The sequence below is a fragment of the Pseudomonas aylmerensis genome (genome assembly GCF_001702265.1).
In the GTDB taxonomy this organism is placed as follows: Bacteria; Pseudomonadota; Gammaproteobacteria; order Pseudomonadales; family Pseudomonadaceae; genus Aquipseudomonas; species Aquipseudomonas aylmerensis.
The window spans coordinates 17,648-36,517 of record NZ_MAUE01000016.1; the positions used below are offsets into that span (position 1 = coordinate 17,648).

Annotated in this window: 17 protein-coding genes and 1 pseudogene; 8 read left to right on the plus strand and 10 right to left on the minus strand. The window is 63.5% G+C overall.

Annotated elements, in window-relative coordinates; translation table 11 throughout:
- Positions 1-25: 25 nt before the first annotated feature.
- The 3 genes from BBG20_RS12815 to pedF are packed head-to-tail and all read right to left on the minus strand — an operon-like array spanning position 26 to position 2,163.
- A complete protein-coding gene (locus BBG20_RS12815; RefSeq protein WP_065904271.1) occupies positions 26-952 on the minus strand; it encodes a quinoprotein relay system zinc metallohydrolase 1 in 927 nt (308 codons plus the stop codon).
- Between the two features lie 2 nt (positions 953-954).
- Positions 955-1,698: a quinoprotein dehydrogenase-associated SoxYZ-like carrier gene (locus tag BBG20_RS12820; protein WP_065903927.1), complete on the minus strand. Its 744-nt coding sequence runs from the start codon at positions 1,696-1,698 to the stop codon at positions 955-957.
- A 3-nt stretch (positions 1,699-1,701) separates the two neighbouring features.
- Complete coding sequence (gene pedF / locus BBG20_RS12825) at positions 1,702-2,163, minus strand: cytochrome c-550 PedF (protein ID WP_065903930.1); 462 nt, start codon at positions 2,161-2,163, stop codon at positions 1,702-1,704.
- Positions 2,164-2,417: 254 nt separating this feature from the next.
- Here pedF and exaA point away from each other — a divergent pair, with 254 nt between their 5' ends.
- Together exaA and BBG20_RS12835 are read left to right on the plus strand one after the other, a co-directional pair.
- A complete protein-coding gene (gene exaA, locus BBG20_RS12830; protein WP_065903934.1) occupies positions 2,418-4,310 on the plus strand; it encodes a quinoprotein ethanol dehydrogenase in 1,893 nt (630 codons plus the stop codon).
- A gap of 143 nt (positions 4,311-4,453) precedes the next feature.
- A complete protein-coding gene (locus tag BBG20_RS12835; protein WP_065903937.1) occupies positions 4,454-5,101 on the plus strand; it encodes a pentapeptide repeat-containing protein in 648 nt (215 codons plus the stop codon).
- 130 nt (positions 5,102-5,231) lie between these two features.
- Here the strand turns inward: BBG20_RS12835 and BBG20_RS12840 are convergent, their stop codons facing one another.
- Positions 5,232-5,858: a response regulator gene (locus tag BBG20_RS12840; RefSeq protein WP_065903938.1), complete on the minus strand. Its 627-nt coding sequence runs from the start codon at positions 5,856-5,858 to the stop codon at positions 5,232-5,234.
- Positions 5,859-6,011: 153 nt separating this feature from the next.
- On the opposite strand from BBG20_RS12840, the gene BBG20_RS12845 reads away from it, so the two are divergent.
- A complete protein-coding gene (locus BBG20_RS12845; RefSeq protein ID WP_065903941.1) occupies positions 6,012-6,551 on the plus strand; it encodes a PQQ-dependent catabolism-associated CXXCW motif protein in 540 nt (179 codons plus the stop codon).
- Positions 6,552-6,578: 27 nt separating this feature from the next.
- Complete coding sequence (locus BBG20_RS12850; RefSeq protein WP_065903944.1) at positions 6,579-7,244, plus strand: response regulator transcription factor; 666 nt, start codon at positions 6,579-6,581, stop codon at positions 7,242-7,244.
- A gap of 19 nt (positions 7,245-7,263) precedes the next feature.
- Here BBG20_RS12850 and BBG20_RS12855 read toward each other — a convergent pair.
- The 5 genes and pseudogenes from BBG20_RS12855 to BBG20_RS12875 form a co-directional block, all read right to left on the minus strand.
- Positions 7,264-8,895 (minus strand): annotated as a pseudogene (locus BBG20_RS12855) (PAS domain-containing hybrid sensor histidine kinase/response regulator); the annotation flags it as partial.
- A 262-nt stretch (positions 8,896-9,157) separates the two neighbouring features.
- Complete coding sequence (nosP, locus tag BBG20_RS12860) at positions 9,158-10,303, minus strand: nitric oxide-sensing protein NosP (RefSeq protein ID WP_065903949.1); 1,146 nt, start codon at positions 10,301-10,303, stop codon at positions 9,158-9,160.
- 120 nt (positions 10,304-10,423) lie between these two features.
- Positions 10,424-11,230 carry a sulfite exporter TauE/SafE family protein gene (locus BBG20_RS12865; protein ID WP_065903952.1) on the minus strand — a complete coding sequence of 269 codons (807 nt, stop codon included), beginning with the start codon at positions 11,228-11,230 and terminating at the stop codon, positions 10,424-10,426.
- A complete protein-coding gene (locus BBG20_RS12870; protein WP_065903955.1) occupies positions 11,231-12,475 on the minus strand; it encodes an NAD(P)/FAD-dependent oxidoreductase in 1,245 nt (414 codons plus the stop codon).
- 50 nt (positions 12,476-12,525) lie between these two features.
- Complete coding sequence (locus tag BBG20_RS12875) at positions 12,526-12,861, minus strand: ArsR/SmtB family transcription factor (protein WP_053256978.1); 336 nt, start codon at positions 12,859-12,861, stop codon at positions 12,526-12,528.
- A 94-nt stretch (positions 12,862-12,955) separates the two neighbouring features.
- On the opposite strand from BBG20_RS12875, the gene BBG20_RS12880 reads away from it, so the two are divergent.
- Complete coding sequence (locus BBG20_RS12880; protein ID WP_065903957.1) at positions 12,956-13,819, plus strand: MBL fold metallo-hydrolase; 864 nt, start codon at positions 12,956-12,958, stop codon at positions 13,817-13,819.
- Between the two features lie 813 nt (positions 13,820-14,632).
- Here BBG20_RS12880 and bkdR read toward each other — a convergent pair.
- Positions 14,633-15,121, minus strand: coding sequence for a Bkd operon transcriptional regulator BkdR (gene bkdR, locus BBG20_RS12885; RefSeq protein ID WP_056861361.1), 489 nt, complete (start codon positions 15,119-15,121; stop codon positions 14,633-14,635).
- A 195-nt stretch (positions 15,122-15,316) separates the two neighbouring features.
- On the opposite strand from bkdR, the gene BBG20_RS12890 reads away from it, so the two are divergent.
- The 3 genes from BBG20_RS12890 to BBG20_RS12900 are packed head-to-tail and all read left to right on the plus strand — an operon-like array spanning position 15,317 to position 18,869.
- Positions 15,317-16,552 carry a 3-methyl-2-oxobutanoate dehydrogenase (2-methylpropanoyl-transferring) subunit alpha gene (locus BBG20_RS12890; protein ID WP_065903960.1) on the plus strand — a complete coding sequence of 412 codons (1,236 nt, stop codon included), beginning with the start codon at positions 15,317-15,319 and terminating at the stop codon, positions 16,550-16,552.
- A gap of 1 nt (position 16,553) precedes the next feature.
- Complete coding sequence (locus BBG20_RS12895) at positions 16,554-17,612, plus strand: alpha-ketoacid dehydrogenase subunit beta (protein ID WP_065903963.1); 1,059 nt, start codon at positions 16,554-16,556, stop codon at positions 17,610-17,612.
- Positions 17,613-18,869: a dihydrolipoamide acetyltransferase family protein gene (locus BBG20_RS12900; RefSeq protein WP_065903965.1), complete on the plus strand. Its 1,257-nt coding sequence runs from the start codon at positions 17,613-17,615 to the stop codon at positions 18,867-18,869.
- Position 18,870 lies beyond the last annotated feature (1 nt).

The following is an 18,870-nucleotide window of genomic DNA, read 5'->3' on the forward strand; positions in this document are numbered from 1 at the left end:
AGGCCTCTGTCTGTTGTGGGTATTGTCAGGGGTTGATGCGTTGCATCTGCGTGCGTTCGTATTGCGGGTACAGATGGGTCACGCTGCGGATCAATTCGTAGCGGCTGAGGTTGATCGCCGCGAAACGTGCAGGGATCGGGCTGCGGATCAGCTCCGGCATATCACTGCCCTGTGCAGCGGCGTCGCGCAGCAATTGATCGAGCCAGGTGAGGTAGTCGCGCATCTGCTCCAGCGGTTTGGCGTCGGTCGCCACAGGGCCGTGGCCAGGCACGATCAGGGTCCAGGGCAAGCCTTGCAGGGTGGCGATATCGGCCAGCCACACGGCCAGGCCCGGTGAGTGCGGGGTGGTGAGCGCACGCTGGTAGAACACCAGGTCACCGGCGAACAACACCCCCGTCTTCCGGTCGAGGATCGCCAGGTCCGCGCCGGTATGGCCGCGTAGCTGCAGCAGTTGCAGATCGTGACTGCCGAAGGTCTTCACACCCGGCTGCAGGGTTTCACCGGGCAGCACCACTTCGGTGCCGCGCATCCAGTCACCGACCAGGCGGTAGAGGTTCTCGGCCAGGCTGTCGCCCTGTTCATGCAGTAACGTGGTGGTGCCGGCGAGTGCGCCAATCGGCACGTCCTTGAACGCCTGGTTGCCCAGGGCATGGTCGGGGTGGTGGTGAGTCAACAGCACCTGGATCACCGGTTTGTCGGTGACCCGGGCGATGGCCTGGCGCAACGCTTCGCCGTAGCGCCGGGACGGCCCGGTGTCGATCACCACCACGCCGGGCTCGGTGACGATGAACCCGACATTGACGATGTTGCCGCCATTGTCCTTGGCGAAATTGTCGGTGCTGCCTTCGAGCAACCAGGTGTTGTCGGCGATCAGCCGCGGCTTGAGGGCGTAATCCAGCTCGGCCAGCACCGGCAGGCTGAACAGGATCAGCCACAAGAGCGTCCAGCGCAGGGTCATGGGATGGCCGCCTCGAACTGGCTGCCGCTGGTGTCGCGCAGGGTCAGGCGCGTGGGGCCGGTCGCCTGGATATCAAAGGCCAGGCTGGGGTTTTCGCTGACCGCGGGAAACAGCTCCAGCGTCGCCAATAACTGACCGTCGGCGCCGCGGAGTTCGGCCGTGTTGATAAAGAATTCGGGAATGCCGCTGACCATGCCGTTATCCATCGGGTGCGCGACTTGCAACTTGACGCGGCTGAATTCGGCGCGCGGGTAGCGTCCGCCGAACACTTCGCCGAGGTGCTCTTCCCAACCCGCCTGGGTGCGCACCACGCTGGGTGCGGTGCAGCCGCCGCCGGCTGCATCGATCAGGGTCGAGCCGACATGCCAGAGGCCGTCCCTGGTCAGCACCGCCGCGCGCAACGGCGTGGCCTGTTCGATGCGAATCCGGATCGACAGCCACGGCAGCACACCCTCGCGGGGCTGGAAGTCGACGATTTTCGGCAACGGGTTCAACTCGGCCCAGGCGAGGATTTTCACCACCTCGCCCTTGAACGCGCGGGCGTCGATTTCCAGCGGCACCTGGCGCGCATCTTCGGCGAACGGCGGGGCCAGCAGCTTGACGCGCGCGTCGAACACGAAGGGCGCATTGTCGAGAAAACGCTGGTGGTAGTAATCCCACATCACCGACGGCACCGGGTCCACGGGCGCGCCCCAGGCCAGCATCGGCAACCAGCAGATCCACACCCCGCGCAGGCGCATGCCCTACTCCTCGACGTGCACGCTGTCGAGGTAAGTGCGCACTGCCCACAGGGCTTCCTGGCTCAGGTAGTCGGCCATTTTCGGCATGTAGACCCGGCCATCGCGCACCGCACCGTGGCGCACCCGTTCGACAAACCATTCATCGCCGGCGTCGCCCACATCGAGCATGCGCAGGTCGGGTGCGATCCCGCCGGACTTGGCTTCCAGGCCATGGCAGGCGGCGCAGTTCTGGTTATAGGCCGAGGCACCGACTTCCACCGCCTTGTCGTGCTCGGGCGAAGTGCGATAGGGGTTGGTCGCGGCCCAGCCATCGGCGTCCAGCGGCACGCCGGCGTCCTTGATCGGGGTCAGGCCCTTGGTTTCCACGGCGGTCGGTGTGACGTTGCCGTGGGCCATGACGGCACCGGCACCGAGTACCCCGGCAAACAGGCAGGCGGTCATCCAGGCGTTGCGTTTTGTTGTCATTATTTTTTCCCTCAGGAGTGCACGCAAAACCTCTTGGCAGAGGCTATGGCAACCATCTTAGGAAGCGCTCGGCGGCACCCGTATGCTGCTTTGGTGGTCGGGTTCTCATCCGTTGGTAGCAGGCCTTGTGGGGCACTGCTAAATCAGAGGCGGTTCGGGAAATTGTCCCGGCAACACCGGGACTTTTTCCGTATTCGCACGCCCATGGACGTCGCACCCTGTGCAGGCCAAAACCTCCACTGGGAACTGCAACCATGACAATAAGATCGCTACCCGCCCTCTCACCCTTGAGCCTTGCCCTGCAAGCCTTTCTGCTGGTGGGCAGCCTGTCCCTCAGTGCTGCCAGCCATGCCGCTGCCGAACCTGCGAAGCAGACGCGTAACGTCACCTGGGAAGACATCGCCAACGACCACCTGACCACAAAGGACGTGCTGCAATACGGCATGGGCACCAACGCCCAGCGCTGGAGCCCGCTGGCCCAGGTCAACGACAAGAACGTGTTCAAGCTCACGCCTGCCTGGTCCTACTCGTTCGGCGACGAGAAACAGCGCGGCCAGGAATCCCAGGCCATCGTCAGCGACGGCGTGGTCTACGTCACCGGTTCCTACTCCCGCGTGTTCGCCCTCGACGCGAAGACCGGCAAACGCCTGTGGACCTACAACCACCGCCTGCCCGACAACATTCGCCCGTGCTGTGACGTGGTCAACCGTGGCGCGGCGATCTTCGGCGACAAGATCTACTTCGGCACCCTCGATGCGCGCCTGATCGCCCTCGACAAGAACACCGGCAAAGTGGTGTGGAACAAGAAATTCGGCGACCACGCCGCCGGCTACACCATGACCGGCGCCCCGGTGCTGATCAAGGACAAGGTCAGCGGCAAGGTGCTGCTGATCCACGGCAGCTCCGGCGATGAGTTCGGCGTGGTCGGCCAGCTGTATGCGCGCGACCCGGACACCGGCGAAGAAGTGTGGATGCGCCCGTTCGTGGAAGGCCACATGGGCCGCCTGAACGGCAAGGACAGCACCCCGACCGGCGACGTCAAGGCGCCGTCGTGGCCGGATGACCCGACCACCGAAACCGGCAAGGTCGAGGCCTGGAGCCACGGCGGCGGCGCACCTTGGCAGAGCGCGAGCTTCGATGCCGAGACCAACACCATCATCGTCGGCGCCGGCAACCCGGGCCCGTGGAACACCTGGGCGCGCACCTCCAAGGACGGCAACCCACACGATTTCGACAGCCTCTACACCTCCGGCCAGGTCGGCGTCGACCCGAGCACCGGCGAAGTGAAGTGGTTCTACCAGCACACCCCGAACGATGCCTGGGACTTCTCCGGCAACAACGAACTGGTGCTGTTCGACTACAAGGACAAGGACGGCAAAGTCACCAAGGCTACCGGCCACGCCGACCGCAACGGCTTTTTCTATGTGGTCGACCGCACCAACGGCAAGCTGCAGAACGCTTTCCCGTTCGTCGACAACATCACCTGGGCCAGCCATATCGACCTGAAGACCGGGCGTCCGGTGGAAAACGAAGGCCAGCGTCCGGCCAAACCGCTGCCGGGTGAAACCAAGGGCAAGCCGGTGGAAGTCTCGCCGCCGTTCCTGGGCGGCAAGAACTGGAACCCCATGGCCTACAGCCAGGACACTGGCCTGTTCTACATCCCGGGCAACCAGTGGAAAGAGGAATACTGGACCGAAGAGGTCAACTACAAGAAAGGCTCGGCGTACCTGGGCATGGGTTTTCGCATCAAGCGCATGTATGACGACCACGTCGGCACTTTGCGCGCGATGAACCCGACCACCGGCAAAGTCGTGTGGGAACACAAGGAACACCTGCCACTGTGGGCCGGCGTACTGGCAACCAAGGGCAACCTGGTATTCACCGGCACCGGCGACGGCTTCTTCAAGGCCTTCGACGCGAAAACCGGCAAGGAGCTGTGGAAGTTCCAGACCGGCAGCGGCATCGTCTCGCCGCCGATCACCTGGGAACAGGATGGCGAGCAGTACATCGGCGTCACCGTCGGTTATGGCGGCGCGGTGCCGTTGTGGGGGGGCGACATGGCCGAGCTGACCAAGCCGGTGGCACAAGGGGGTTCGTTCTGGGTGTTCAAGATCCCGAGCTGGGACCTGAAAACTGCCCAGAAGTAACCTCTCCGAGAATGCGGGGTCGCCTTTTGTGGCGAGCGGGCATGCCCCGCGCTGGGCTGCGAAGCGGCCGCGGCATTCTTCCTGTCGCATCGGCTGCTGCGCAGTCGGTGCGACAGGTACCCCGCCACCTTCGAGGTCTCGTCATGAAATACCTGCCCTTGTTACTCCTGCTGTCCCTGCCCCTGGCCCACGCCGACGATGGCGACGACGCGCCCTTGGTGATCAACGGCTGCACCATCGCCGAACACAGCCAGTGCCCTGGCGCCAATCTCAAGGGCGCCAACCTGAGCAATCAGAACCTGAGCAAGATGAACCTGGCCGGCGCTGACTTGCGCGAGGCCGATCTGCGCCACGCCAACCTCGACCTGGCCAACCTGGAAAAAGCCCAGCTGCAAGGCGCCAACCTGACCCGCGCGAGCCTGCAGCAGAGCAACCTGCGCCTGGCCAATTTCACCGACGCGACGTTGATGGCGATCCAGGGCTGGGGCCTCTTCGCCCAGGGGGCGCAATTCGAGAATGCCAACCTCAGTGCGGCCTACCTGCAATTTGCGCGGCTGTCCGGGGCCAAGCTGCACAAGGCCAACCTGCGCGCGGCGGACCTGGAAATGACCTGGCTGAGCAAGGCCGACCTGCAAGGGGCGGACCTGCGCGATGCAAATCTGCAGGAAGCCAAGTTCGGTGAAAGCAATCTGGAAAACGCCACCCTGACCGGTGCGCGCCAGCATTACGGGAATTTCCAGGACGCGAACATGGAAGGCTGCAAGGACTGCCCCACCACCTGGGATCGCTAGCACGCCGTGGATCAACATGTGGGAGCGGGCTTGCTCGCGAAAGCGTCGGGTCAGTCAGTACACCTGAAACTGACACCGCGTATTCGCGAGCAAGCCCACTCCCACAGGGTCCGCGTGCATCAGGTAGAGATCAGCCCGCCACTCGCACTACGCCCATATCGATGCCCAGGTGGACCAGTTCGGCATGGGAACTCACCTGCAATTTACTCTTGAGCAAGGTCAGGTGGTTGGACACGGTCTTGCTGCTGATACTCAGCTGGGCCGCGATCGAGCGTGCCGGGGTGCCTTTGGCGAGCATGAGGAAAATCTCCAGCTCGCGCTGGGTCATGCCCTGCAGGCGACGGTCGGTGGGGTGATAGGCCAGTTGCGTGGCCAGGTCCTGTTCGATGTAGGTGTGGCCGTCGAGGATGCGCTGCACCGCCTCAAGCATCACCGCCGGCGAGGCGTTTTTGGTCAGGTAACCGGCGGCGCCGGCGTCCAGGGCCTGGCGCACCACCGGCAGTTCCGCATGCTGGCTGAAGAACAATACGCGCAACTGCGGCAGGCGTTGGCGCAGGCGGCGAGTGGTTTCCAGGCCGCTGATCCCCGGTAGGCCGAAGCCGATGATCACCAGCGCGGGCACTGCCTCGTGCACCCGCGCCAGGGCCTCCTCGCCGCTCGCCGCTTCACGGACCACCACGCCCGGCAGCCCGTGGCGCAGCAGGCCGGCATACCCCAGGCGGACCACGGCGTGATCATCGACCAGCAGGATGTTCATAGTGCCTCCAATGGCAGCGTATCTTCCCCATGCTAGAACCCCGGGGTCTGCCGCGACCTACTACTTTGGTACTGGTTTTGCTGTCTATCGTCGCATTCCCAAGGCAGCGCGACTCACGTGTAATGGGCGCATAACGATAAGGATTGCCTTGCCATGCTGCCCGCTCGACTGCCCCTCGTGGCACTGCTGTGCCTGTTCGTCGGCTACACCTGCGCCGACACCCCGCTGTTTTCCGCCGAAGGCTACCGTCTCAGCCTGTACCGCAGCCCTACGCCCGAGCAATTGCCAGGCGCGACGATTGTCGACACCCAGGCCCTGCAAACCCTGCTGCGCCAGACGCCCGCGCCGGTGCTGGTCGATGTGTACCGCCGCCAATGGCTGCAAGGCCGCTTCATCGAGGACCAGCCGCATGCCAACCTGCCCGGCAGCCACTGGCTGGCCAATACCGGCGACGGCGACCTCACGCCGGAATGGCAGGGTTATTTCGTGCGGCACCTGTACAAATACACCCACGGCGACCTGAGCCGGCCGCTGGTGTTCTATTGCCGCGCCGATTGCTGGCTGAGTTGGAACGCGGTAAAACGAGCCGCCAACCTGGGCTATACCGCTGTGTATTGGTACCGCGATGGCTTGGACGCATGGGAAGCGGCGAAACTGCCAGTGACGGCTGCAGCACCCGAACCCTTTGAATAAAAATCCACAACAAGAAGGTGAACGGCCATGTACAAAATTCTGATTGCCGACGATCACCCGCTGTTTCGCGAGGCGATCCATAACGTCATCAGCGACGGGTTCCCCGGCAGCGACGTGATGGAAACCGCCGACCTGGACAGTGCCCTCGCGCTGACCCAGGAACACGACGACCTCGACCTGATCCTGCTCGACCTGAACATGCCCGGCATGCACGGCCTCAATGGCCTGATCAACCTGCGCAACGAATCGCCGACCATCCCGGTGGTGATTGTCTCCGCCGAGCAGGACAAGCAGATCGTGCTGCAGGCCATCACCTATGGCGCCGTGGGGTTTATCACCAAGTCTTCGCCGCGCCTGCAAATGACCGAGGCGATCCAGCAGATTCTCAACGGCAATGTGTACCTGCCGCCGGACATCATCCGCACCCAGAAGCCCGGCACGCACCGGCGCCTCAACGAAAACCCCGGCTTCGCCCCCGAGCTGCTGCAAGCCCTGACCCGCAAGCAGCTGCTGGTGCTGGAGCGCATGACCAAGGGCGAGTCGAACAAGCAGATCGCCTACACCCTGGAGATTGCCGAGACCACGGTGAAGGCTCACGTGTCGGCGATCCTGCGCAAATTGAATGTGCATAACCGGGTGCAGGCGATCCTCAGTGCCGGGGACATTGATTTCGGCTCCTACCTGCGCCGTTGATCCTGCCCAACTCCCCGGCCTACAGGGCGACGTGTTGGCCGAGCAAGTGACTCATCGCCGTCTTGAGCTTCATCGGCCGCACCGGCTTGTGCATCAGCGTGTGCCCCAGCTCGCGGATCTGCAGCTTCAACTCATTGCTGTAGTTGGCGGTGATCATCATCGCCGGGATCGCACGACCGCGCCGGGCGTTGATGCGGGCGACGGCGTCCACGCCGTTCTGGTCGTGGTCGAGGTGGTAGTCGGCGATCAGCAGGTCCGCCTCGGCATGGTAGTTGTCCACTTGCCGCGCCAGGTCCTGCTCTGACAACGCCGTCACCACGCAACAGCCCCAGCCTTCGAGCAAGGTGCGCATTCCCGCGCAGATCGCCGCATCGTTATCCAGCACCCACACCCGCGCGCCCTGCAGGCGCTCCAGCAGCGGCTCGCTCATGCACGGCATCGGCAAGGACCTGGGCGCGGTGGTGCTCAACGGCACCTCCACCGAAAACATCGAGCCCTGGCCCGGCCAGGACCTGACGCTGATACGATGGCCAAGTATCCCGGCGATTTTCTCCACGATCGCCAGCCCCAGGCCCAAGCCGCGATCCTGGTCCGGGCGCTGCACATCACCGCGCTTGAACTCCTGGAAAATCTCCTCCAGCCGCTCCTCGGCAATGCCCATGCCGCTGTCCCACACCTGGATCAACACGCGCTGGTGCTGGCGCCGGCAGCCCAGCACCACGCGGCCCTTGTAGGTGTAGCGAATCGCGTTGCTGAGCAGGTTGCGCAGGATCCGCGCGAGCAGCTGGATGTCACTGTGCACCAGCACCGAGCAGCCGACAAAATGCAGCTGCAGGCCTTCGCTGCGGGCCAGCTCGGTGTACTCCGCCGCCAGGTTATCGAGCAATTCACTCAGGGCGAACGGGGCGATATCGGCCTTGATCACCCCGGCATCCAGCTTGGAAATATCCACCAGGGTGCCCAGCAGGTTTTCCACATCTTCCAGGGAATTGCTCACGTTGCGCACCAGGGTTTCGCTGGGGCGTTCCAGTAATGCACTGGTAAACAGCCGCGCCGCGTTCAGCGGTTGCAGGAGGTCGTGGCTGACGGCAGCGAGGAATTTGGTTTTCGACAGGTTGGCCTGCTCGGCCTCGCGCTTGGCCTCGCGCAGGCGTGCTTCCATGCGCCGGCGCTCCTCGATTTCCTTCAATAACTGGCCGTTGAGCGAGGTCAGTTCCGAGGTGCGCTGGGCCACGCGCTGCTCCAGGTGCTGATAGGCCTGGTGCAGGGCTTCGGCGGTGCGCCGGCGTTCGGTGATGTCGCGGATCAGCACGAAAATCCCCACCACTTCACCGTTGGCGAGCATGTTCGGCACATAGGAGCGCAGCATGTAGCGCTCCTGGTTATTGATGTTGGTCTCGGCGAACTCAAAGGTCACGCTTTCCCCGGCCAGGGCGCGGGCGACGTAGGCATCCAGGCGCTGGCAATGCTGCTCGCTGTGGACTTCGCGCAGGCTCTGGCCAAGCATCATCCCGCGCGGCCAGCAGTACCATTCTTCGTAGACTTTATTGGTGAACTCGTAGACAAGGTCGGCATTCAGGTAGCCGATCAGGGCCGGCACGTTGTCGGTGATCAGGCGAATCCAGCGCTCGCTGGCCTGGGCCTGCTGCGCCGCTATCTGTTCGCCGCGCAGGGCTTCGGCACGCAGCCGGGCGTTGATCAGCAGGTGGTTGCTGGCCTTGAGTTCGGCCATCGCCTGGTTCAGCGCGTCGGTGCGTTCGCGGACTTGCTCGGCCAGCACCACCGAATGCTGAAAGGTGGTGTAGGGGTTGTTGCCCTGGGTCATGCCGGACTCGATGCGCTCGATCAACGCCGCATTGATCCGTGCCAGCTTGTGGTTGTCCTGTTGCAGCCGGGCGACCTCGGCGAGCAGCTCAGCGCCGGCCACGGGCAATGGCGACCCCGGTGAAGGTCTGGTTGATGTGCATGCCATTGAACTGTTCTCCGTAGGTGTTGAACCCCATCACCCGCTGGTCACGCAGCAAGCCACCGATCTGTTCCAGGGTGCCGGTGTCTTCCAGCTCCAGGCGGCGCAGGAAGCAGTCGCAGCCGATGGTCAGCAGCAGGTCGCCGAGGCGCGCGTGCAGGCCATCGAACAGGCCTTGCAGGTTCGGCAGGATCGGCCCGGGCTTCATCACGGTGAGGACGATGCCGTTTTCCACCGCGCAGTAGAAACTCAGGCTCAGGTCGGCGTGCACTTGCTGGATCGCGCGCACGTAGTACTGGTCGTGGATGCGCACCGCGAGGGGGTGGGCGGCGAAGAGGCGGTGGTCGAGGTCGGCCACGGCCACGCCGATGTGCCGCGCATACTCCTCGGCGGCGGGTTCGGCGTTGAGCTCGAACACGCGACGTGACGGGCTGTCGGCGCCGGTCACCACCAGCTTCTCGGTGCGCGGCAGGATGTGGTGGGTGGTGAAGACCTCGAAGTCCAGCCAGGTGTTGACCAGCACCACCACCGCCGCGCCGCTGTGGAAAGCGCCGTTGAAGTACACGTGGGTGTCGGTGAGGAAGTTGTCATCGCCGGCCGAACCGCCGAAGTGCGGGATGTCGCCGAGCGCCGCGCTGAGGGCGGCGAGCACCATTTCTTCACGGCTGGACAGGCCATCGAGCAAGGTCAGGGCGAAGGTATTGCCTTTGATCGGCGCCAGGGTATTGCTGCGACAGCCGCCGACCAGCCGCTCGACCATGTCCTGGGCGTTGATCAGGCTGAAGTGTTCAACCTGGTCGATGAGTTCGGTGGCAATGGAGAAATGCGCGTGATTGAACCCCACCGCCGTGATGCAATTGCGGCCATAACCTTGGGGCGTGATCTCGCCGGCACTGGTGCAACCCACCACACGCACACTGCCAAAGCACTGTTGCAGGGCCTGGCCGAGTGCCTGGAGGTCGTAGGAAGCGGAACAGAAAAACAGCACGAACCCCAGGTACGGATGCAGCAGTTGCCGCGCCAACTCCTCGGCCGCCTGCCCGGCATCGGCGGCCTGGGACATGGCACTGACTACGCCTTCACTGTTGTGCATCGCTGGTTCCCCCTCTGAAGCATGAGTGTACGAAGGCCCGGGGGTGGGACCTATGCTACTTGGGTACTGGGTGGGGGGATGCGATGGGATGAATTGGCGTGGCGTCGCAGGCGTTTCACATCAGACCGCCGCCTTGACCAACATGCCGGCCGCCACCAGCACGCACAGGCTGGCAAACCCGACCTGCAGGGTCCGCGCGGGGATCACCGAGCACAGGCGCCGGCCGATCAACATGCCGACAATGCTCGTGGCGATGAACACCCAGCCCATCGGCTCGATACGCACACCGGCGTGGAACGCGCCGACCACGCCGATCAGCGAGATCAGGCTGATCACCATCAGCGAAGTGGCGACGATGCCGCGCATCTGCACATCGGTGAGTTGCTTGAACGCCGGCACGATCAGGAAGCCACCGCCGACCCCGAGCAGGCCGGACACGGCGCCCGTGACCGCACCAAGGGCGGCGAGTGTCGCGCTGCACTTGGCGGTCCAGGCCAGGCGCCCGGTCTGCTGGTCGAGCATGCAGTTCTTCTGGCCCCAGGACGCGGCGCCATGGTCACTCGGCCCGGCTTCGACCTTTTCGCGCTGCAACATGCGCCAGGCCACCAGCACCATCAGCGCGCTGAACAGGTCCATCAGCAGGGCTTCCGGCATCTGGTGGGCAAGGAACACCCCCAGCGGCGAGAACAGCGCGCCGAGCAAGGCGATCAACAGCGCGGCACGGTACCGCACCAGGCCATGGCGCAGGCCGTCAATCGCGCCCACCGCCGCCGCTGCGCCCACCGCCAGCAAGGACACGGGCGCGGCCTGGGTCATGCTCAGGCCCAACCCGAGCACCAACGCCGGCACGCCAAGGATGCCGCCGCCCGCGCCGGTCAAGCCCATGACCAGGCCCATCAAGATGCCTAAAACACTCGCCAGCAGCATTCAGTCCACCTTGCTCAAGCGGGTCAGCCACTCGCGCCCCTTGAGCATGCCGTTCCAGTAGAACCACGGCAGCAACGTCGCCTTGAGGAACCACATCGAACGCCGCGCGCGGGTCGGGTCGAGGGGAAAGGTCGGCAACAGCTTGCCGCCGTAACCGAACTCGGCCAGCACCACCTTGCCCCTCTCCACCGTCAGCGGGCAGGAGCCGTAGCCGTCGTATTTGAGCGGCAATGGCGCCTGTTTGCGCAGGGCCAGCAGGTTTTCGGCGACCACCACGATTTGCTTGCGCACCGCGGCAGCGGTCTTGGCGTTGGTGGTGCCGCACACATCGCCCAGCCCGAAGATGTGCGGGTAGCGCAGGTGTTGCAGGCTATGGGGATTCACTTCGCACCAACCGGCGGCGTCGGCCAGTGCGCTCTGGTGGATAAACTCCGGCGCGACCTGGGGTGGCACCACGTGCAGCAGGTCGAAGGTTTTCTCGACCACGGTGACGTTGCCCTCGGCATCCTTCACGTCGAACCAGGCCTTGCGGGCCGGGCCGTCGACTTTCACCAGGTTGGCATTGAATGCCAGGCGGGCGTTGTACTTCTCCACGTATTTCATCAGCGGCGGCACGAAGGTCGCGACCCCAAACAGCGCCGCGCCGGCGAGGTTGAATTCGACGTCGATATTGTTCAGATGGCCTTGCTTGAGCCAATGGTCGCAGGACAGGTACAGGGCCTTCTGCGGTGCGCCCGCGCATTTGATCGGCATGGCCGGCTGGGTAAAGATCGCCTTGCCGCCCTTCAATTGCTGCACCAACTGCCAGGTGTAGGCCGCGTACTGATAGCTGTAGTTGGAGGTCACGCCATTGCGGCCCAGCGTGTCCTGCAGCCCCTCGATCGTCTCCCAGGCCAGGCGCAGGCCGGGGCAGACGATGAGGTTTTGCCAAGTCACACGCTGGCCGTTGTCGAGTATCAGGGTCTGTTCGTCGGGCAACAGCTCGGTGACCGCAGCCTGCACCCAGGTCACGCCATTGGGCAGCACATCGGCCAGCGGGCGGCGGGTCTTTTCCAGGTCATAGGCACCACCGCCCACCAACGTCCAGGCCGGCTGGTAGCAATGGTGGTCGCTGGGTTCGATCAGGGTGATGTTCAGGTGGGGGTCGCGCTTGAGCAGGCTGGCCAGCAGGCCGATGCCTGCCGAACCGCCGCCGATGACTACGATATCGCCACTGATGGTAGGGCCCCAGTGTTGGTCATTCATGGTCGATCGCCTTTCTTATACATGCACACAAGGGTCGCTGCCGGATGGCGTCACGCCCAGCTTTTCATGACCGCGCCGCAGTACAGCCCGGACAAGGTCTTCATCACTTGGATCACTTCGTGGCTGGCCAGCCCGTAGAAGATGTATTTGCCTTCCCGACGGGTGGCGACCAACCCCTCATCGCGCAAGATGCCCAACTGTTGTGACAGCGTCGGTTGGCGCACGCCGGTCATGGTTTCCAGCTCGCCGACGTTGCGCTCGCCCTGGGTCAGCTGGCAGAGGATCAACAAACGGTCTTCGTTGGCCAGCGCCTTGAGCAAGGAACAGGCCTTGGACGCCGATGCGCGCAACTGGGCGACTTCGCCCTCACTCAGAGTAGATTCCATTTGCCTCGGGTCCTTTCTGTCACTTAAGCTCAAAACATTATGTGTAATTGTAAACTGATTGTAACCACTTTTTTCTTCACCAGGGACCGCCGCCATGCCAGCGTTGATTCAAGCCTTTCTGGACGAGGCATCGTCGACCTACACCTACGTCGTGCATGAAACCGACGGTGGCCCCTGCGCCATCGTTGACTCGGTGCTCAACTACGACCCGGCTTCGGGGCGCACCGACACGGCCCAGGCCGACAAGGTCATCGCCTTCGTCCGCGAGCACGACCTGCACGTGCAATGGCTGCTCGAAACCCACGCGCATGCCGATCACCTGTCCGCGGCGCCGTACCTGCGCCGCCTCCTGGGCGGCAAGATTGCCATCGGCGCGTCCATCAGCAAGGTGCAGGGCGTCTTCAAGCACCTGTTCAACCTGGAGCCGGAGTTTCGCGTGGACGGCTCGCAGTTCGACCACCTGTTTGCGCCGGACGAGGTGTTTCATATCGGTAACCTCAAGGCCCAGGCGCTGCACGTGCCGGGACATACGCCGGCGGACATGGCTTACCTGATCGACGACCGGTTGATCCTGGTGGGCGACACGTTGTTCATGCCGGACGTGGGCACGGCGCGCTGCGACTTCCCCGGCGGCGATGCGCGGCAGTTGTATGCGTCGATGCGCAAGCTCTTGGCGTTTCCCCCGCAGACCCAGCTGTATGTGTGCCATGACTATCCGCCCGAGGGCCGCGAGGCCAAGTGCCTGACGACCGTGGCCGAGCAGCGCGCGGGCAATATTCATGTGCATGACGGGGTCGATGAGAATGCGTTTGTCGAGATGCGCACCACGCGCGATGCCGGGCTGGGGATGCCGACATTGCTGCTGCCGGCGATCCAGGTGAACGTGCGCGCGGGCAATCTGCCGCCGGCTGAGGAGAATGGCGTGACGTACCTGAAGATCCCCCTCAACCAACTGTAAAAACATCGATCCCGAGTGGGAGCAAGCTGGCTTGCCTGCGATGGCGGTGTATCAGGTGCAGATAAGCTGGCTGGCCCAGCGCTTTCGCAGGCAAGCCAGCTCCCACATTCGATCTCCATGCACCCGGGGACCTAGGCCTCACCCCCAATCCCCTGTAGGAGCGGGCTTGCTCGCGAAGGCGGTGTATCAGGTGCAGATAAGCTGGCTGGCCCACCGCTTTCGCAGGCAAGCCAGCTCCCACATTTGTCCTCGGCTGTGTCAGGGGTGGGGATGTCGACGCTGTGGCCAGCTGAGGAGAATGGCGTGACGTACCTGAAGATCCCCCTCAACCAACTGTAAAAACATTGATCCCGTGTGGGAGCTGGTTTGCCTGCGATGGCGGTGTATCAGGTGCAGATAAGCTGGCTGGCCCAGCGCTTTCGCAGGCAAGCCAGCTCCCACATTCGATCTCCATGCACCCGGGGACCTAGGCCTCACCCCCAATCCCCTGTGGGAGCGGGCTTGCTCGCGAAGGCGGTGTATCAGGTGCAGATAAGCTGGCTGGCCCACCGCTTTCGCGGCAAGCCAGCTCCCACATTTGTCCTCGGTTGTGTCAGGGTTAGGGATGTCGAGGTTATTGCCGGCTGAGGAGAATGGCGTGACGTACCTGAAGATCGCCCTCAACCCACTGTAAAAACATCGATCCCGTGTGGGAGCTGGCTTGCCTGCGATGGCGGTGTATCAGATGCAGATAAGCTGGCTGGCCCACCGCTTTCGCAGGCAAGCCAGGTTCCACATGTTGGGCTGTGTTTGGATCTGTGAGAGCGGTGTCAATCAATTGCCCAGGCTGATGCCATTGGCCGGCAGCGGCAGCGCGGTTTTGTAGCGCACTTGCTTGAGCGCAAAGCTGGAGCGGATGTTGGCCACGCCCGGCACCTTGGTCAGGAAATCCATCATGAAGCGCTCCAGCGACTGGATCGTCGGCACCAGCACGCGGATCAGGTAGTCCGGGTCGCCGGCCATCAGGTAGCACTCCATCACCTCGGGACGGTCGGAAATCGCCCCCTCGAACTGCTGCAACGCCAGTTCGTTCTGCTTTTCCAGGCTCACATGGATGAACACGTTGACGTGCAGCCCCAGCAGGTCGGCATCGAGCAGCGTGACCTGATCACGAATCAGCCCAAGTTCCTCCATCGCCTTGACCCGGTTGAAACACGGCGTCGGTGACAGGTTGACCGAGCGGGCGAGGTCGGCGTTGGTGATCCGCGCATTCTCTTGCAGGGCGTTGAGAATGCCGATATCGGTACGGTCCAGTTTGCGCATGAGACAAAATCACCTGTTTATTATGTTTATGCAGTTTTTTTATCCGCAAATGATCCCGAGCGCAATGAAACACAGATAAAAATTCTTCTACGCCACGCCTATGATTGTTGTAGGACAAGATTTCTTCTACCCGAAGACTGACTGTCAGCTAGCGCGCCCACTACAAGAAATTCACAAGATAGAGCGTAGAAAGCCATGACCCAGCAGTACGAACCACTGCGCCTGCACGTGCCTGAACCCTCAGGCCGCCCCGGCTGCAAGACCGACTTTACCTACCTGCGCCTGACCGACGCCGGCCTGGTGCGCAAACCCGCCATCGACGTAGAACCCGCCGACACCGCCGACCTGGCCAAGGGCCTGATCCGCGTCCTCGACGACCAGGGCCAGGCCCTGGGCCCGTGGGCCGAAGGTGTGCCGGTGGAGATCCTGCGCAAAGGCATGCGCGCGATGCTCAAGACGCGCATCTTCGACAACCGCATGGTCGTCGCCCAGCGTCAGAAAAAAATGTCGTTCTACATGCAAAGCCTTGGCGAAGAAGCCATCGGCAGCGCCCAGGCCCTGGCCTTGAACATCGACGATATGTGCTTCCCCACCTACCGCCAGCAAAGCATCCTGATGGCCCGCGACGTGCCGCTGGTGGACCTGATCTGCCAACTGCTGTCCAACGAGCGCGACCCGCTCAAGGGCCGCCAGTTGCCGATCATGTACTCGGTCAAGGACGCGGGTTTCTTCACCATTTCCGGCAACCTCGCCACCCAATTCGTGCAAGGTGTGGGCTGGGGCATGGCCTCGGCGATCAAGGGCGATACCAAGATCGCCTCCGCCTGGATCGGCGACGGCGCCACGGCCGAATCGGACTTCCACACCGCCCTCACCTTCGCCCACGTCTACCGCGCGCCGGTGATCCTCAACGTGGTCAACAACCAATGGGCAATCTCCACCTTCCAGGCTATCGCCGGCGGTGAAGCCACCACCTTCGCCGGACGCGGCGTGGGCTGCGGCATCGCTTCCCTGCGGGTCGACGGCAACGATTTCATCGCGGTGTACGCCGCCTCCGCCTGGGCTGCCGAGCGTGCGCGCCGCAACCTCGGCCCGACCCTGATCGAATGGGTCACCTACCGCGCCGGTCCGCACTCAACCTCCGATGATCCGTCCAAATACCGGCCTGCCGACGACTGGAGTCACTTCCCGCTGGGCGACCCGATTGCCCGTCTCAAGCAGCACCTGATCAAGATTGGCCAGTGGTCCGAAGAGGAGCACGCGGCGGTCAGCGCTGAACTGGAAGCCGAAGTGATTGCGGCCCAGAAAGAAGCCGAACAGTACGGCACCCTGGCCGGTGGCCAGATTCCAAGCGCCGCGACCATGTTCGAAGACGTCTATAAAGAGATGCCGGAGCACTTGAAGCGCCAGCGTCAAGAGTTGGGGATCTGACATGAACGATCACAACAACAGCATCGAATTGGAAACCGCCATGACCACCACCACCATGACCATGATCCAGGCCCTGCGCTCGGCCATGGATGTGATGCTTGAGCGTGACGACAATGTGGTGGTATTCGGCCAGGACGTCGGTTACTTCGGCGGCGTATTCCGTTGCACCGAAGGCTTGCAGACCAAGTACGGCAGTTCGCGGGTGTTCGACGCGCCCATCTCCGAAAGCGGCATTATCGGCGTGGCCGTGGGCATGGGCGCCTATGGCCTGCGTCCGGTGGCAGAAATCCAGTTCGCCGACTACGTCTACCCGGCGACCGACCAGATCATCTCCGAAGCCGCGCGCCTGCGTTATCGCTCGGCCGGCCAGTTCACTGCGCCGCTGACCATGCGCATGCCTTGCGGCGGCGGCATCTACGGCGGCCAGACCCACAGCCAGAGTATCGAAGCGGTCTTCACCCAGGTCTGCGGCCTGCGCACCGTGATGCCGTCCAACCCGTATGACGCCAAGGGCCTGCTGATCGCCTCGATCGAAAACGATGATCCGGTGATCTTCCTCGAGCCCAAGCGCCTGTACAACGGCCCGTTCGACGGCCACCACGACCGCCCGGTGACGCCGTGGTCCAAGCACCCGCAAGCGCAAGTGCCGGACGGTTACTACACCGTGCCGCTGGACGTGGCCGCCATCGTGCGTCCGGGCTCGGCCGTCACGGTGCTGACCTACGGCACCACGGTGTATGTGTCGCAAGTCGCCGCCGAGGAAACCGGTATCGATGCCGAAGTCATCGACCTGCGCAGCCTGTGGCCACTGGACCTGGAAACCATCGTCAAGTCGGTGAAAAAGACCGGCCGTTGCGTGGTGGTGCATGAAGCCACCCGCACCTGCGGCTTTGGTGCCGAGTTGGTGTCGCTGGTGCAGGAGCATTGCTTCCATCACCTGGAAGCGCCGATCGAACGCGTCACCGGTTGGGACACCCCCTACCCGCACGCGCAGGAGTGGGCGTATTTCCCAGGGCCGTCCCGAGTGGGCGCGGCGTTGAAACGGGTCATGGAGGTCTGAATGGGCACGCACGTTATCAAGATGCCGGACATTGGCGAAGGCATCGCGGAAGTTGAACTGTCGGTATGGCACGTGAAGGTCGGCGACATGGTCGTCGAAGACCAGGTGCTGGCAGATGTAATGACCGACAAGGCGATGGTGGACATTCCCTCGCCGGTGCACGGCAAGGTGATTGCCCTCGGCGGCGAGCCGGGTGAAGTCATGGCCGTGGGCAGTATCTTGATCAGTATTGAAGTCGAAGGCGCCGGTAACGCCAAGGAAGCGCCTGCGGTAAGTGAACCGGTGCAAGCCGCTGCGGTGGTCGAAGCCAAACCGGCGCCGGTTGAAAGCAAGCCGGCACCGGCAGTCATCAAGGCCCAGGCGCCGGTGGCGCGTGAAGCCGACGAACGCCCGCTGGCCTCCCCCGCCGTGCGCAAGCATGCGCTGGATGCCGGGATCCAGCTGCGCCTGGTCCAGGGCTCCGGCCCGGCGGGGCGCATTCTGCACGAAGACCTGGAAGCTTACTTGCAGCAGCGCCCGGCGCACAATCACAGCGCTGCCAACCCCTACGCCGAACGCACCAGCGAAGAACAGATCCCGGTGATCGGCATGCGCCGCAAGATCGCCCAGCGCATGCAGGATGCTACCCGGCGCGCCGCGCATTTCAGCTACGTGGAAGAGATCGACGTCACCGCCCTCGACGAGCTGCGCGTGCACCTCAACGAGAAGCATGGCGCCACCCGCGGCAAGCTGACCCTGCTGCCGTTTATCGTGCGGGCGATGGTCGTGGCGTTGCGCGACTTCCCGCAGATCAACGCGCGCTATGACGACGAAGCCCAGGTCATCACCCGGCTCGGCGCGGTGCATGTGGGTGTCGCCACCCAGAGCGACGTCGGCCTGATGGTACCGGTGGTGCGACACGCCGAAGCCCGCAGCCTGTGGGGCAACGCCGAGGAAATCGCACGCCTGGCCACGGCCGCACGCACTGGCAAGGCCAGCCGCGATGAATTGTCGGGATCGACCATTACCCTGACCAGCCTGGGTGCGCTCGGCGGCATCGTCAGCACCCCGGTGCTGAACTTGCCCGAAGTGGCCATCGTCGGCGTCAACCGTATCGTTGAGCGACCGATGGTGATCAAGGGCCAGATCGTGGTGCGCAAGATGATGAACCTCTCCAGCTCCTTCGATCACCGCGTGGTCGATGGCATGGACGCGGCGCAATTCATCCAGGCCATCCGTGGCCTGCTCGAACAACCCGCCAGCCTGTTCCTGGAGTAAG

Excerpts from the sequence above, each read along its gene's own strand:
- BBG20_RS12840 (WP_065903938.1), bottom strand. The coding sequence starts at position 5,858 with ATGAACATCCTGCTGGTCGATGATCACGCCGTGGTCCGCCTGGGGTAT.
- nosP (WP_065903949.1), bottom strand. The coding sequence starts at position 10,303 with ATGCACAACAGTGAAGGCGTAGTCAGTGCCATGTCCCAGGCCGCCGAT.
- bkdR (WP_056861361.1), bottom strand. The coding sequence starts at position 15,121 with ATGCGCAAACTGGACCGTACCGATATCGGCATTCTCAACGCCCTGCAA.
- pedF (WP_065903930.1), bottom strand. The coding sequence starts at position 2,163 with ATGACAACAAAACGCAACGCCTGGATGACCGCCTGCCTGTTTGCCGGG.
- BBG20_RS12870 (WP_065903955.1), bottom strand. The coding sequence starts at position 12,475 with ATGAATGACCAACACTGGGGCCCTACCATCAGTGGCGATATCGTAGTC.
- exaA (WP_065903934.1), top strand. The coding sequence starts at position 2,418 with ATGACAATAAGATCGCTACCCGCCCTCTCACCCTTGAGCCTTGCCCTG.
- BBG20_RS12875 (WP_053256978.1), bottom strand. The coding sequence starts at position 12,861 with ATGGAATCTACTCTGAGTGAGGGCGAAGTCGCCCAGTTGCGCGCATCG.
- BBG20_RS12850 (WP_065903944.1), top strand. The coding sequence starts at position 6,579 with ATGTACAAAATTCTGATTGCCGACGATCACCCGCTGTTTCGCGAGGCG.
- BBG20_RS12865 (WP_065903952.1), bottom strand. The coding sequence starts at position 11,230 with ATGCTGCTGGCGAGTGTTTTAGGCATCTTGATGGGCCTGGTCATGGGC.
- BBG20_RS12835 (WP_065903937.1), top strand. The coding sequence starts at position 4,454 with ATGAAATACCTGCCCTTGTTACTCCTGCTGTCCCTGCCCCTGGCCCAC.
- BBG20_RS12890 (WP_065903960.1), top strand. The coding sequence starts at position 15,317 with ATGACCCAGCAGTACGAACCACTGCGCCTGCACGTGCCTGAACCCTCA.
- BBG20_RS12820 (WP_065903927.1), bottom strand. The coding sequence starts at position 1,698 with ATGCGCCTGCGCGGGGTGTGGATCTGCTGGTTGCCGATGCTGGCCTGG.
- BBG20_RS12895 (WP_065903963.1), top strand. The coding sequence starts at position 16,554 with ATGAACGATCACAACAACAGCATCGAATTGGAAACCGCCATGACCACC.
- BBG20_RS12880 (WP_065903957.1), top strand. The coding sequence starts at position 12,956 with ATGCCAGCGTTGATTCAAGCCTTTCTGGACGAGGCATCGTCGACCTAC.
- BBG20_RS12900 (WP_065903965.1), top strand. The coding sequence starts at position 17,613 with ATGGGCACGCACGTTATCAAGATGCCGGACATTGGCGAAGGCATCGCG.
- BBG20_RS12845 (WP_065903941.1), top strand. The coding sequence starts at position 6,012 with ATGCTGCCCGCTCGACTGCCCCTCGTGGCACTGCTGTGCCTGTTCGTC.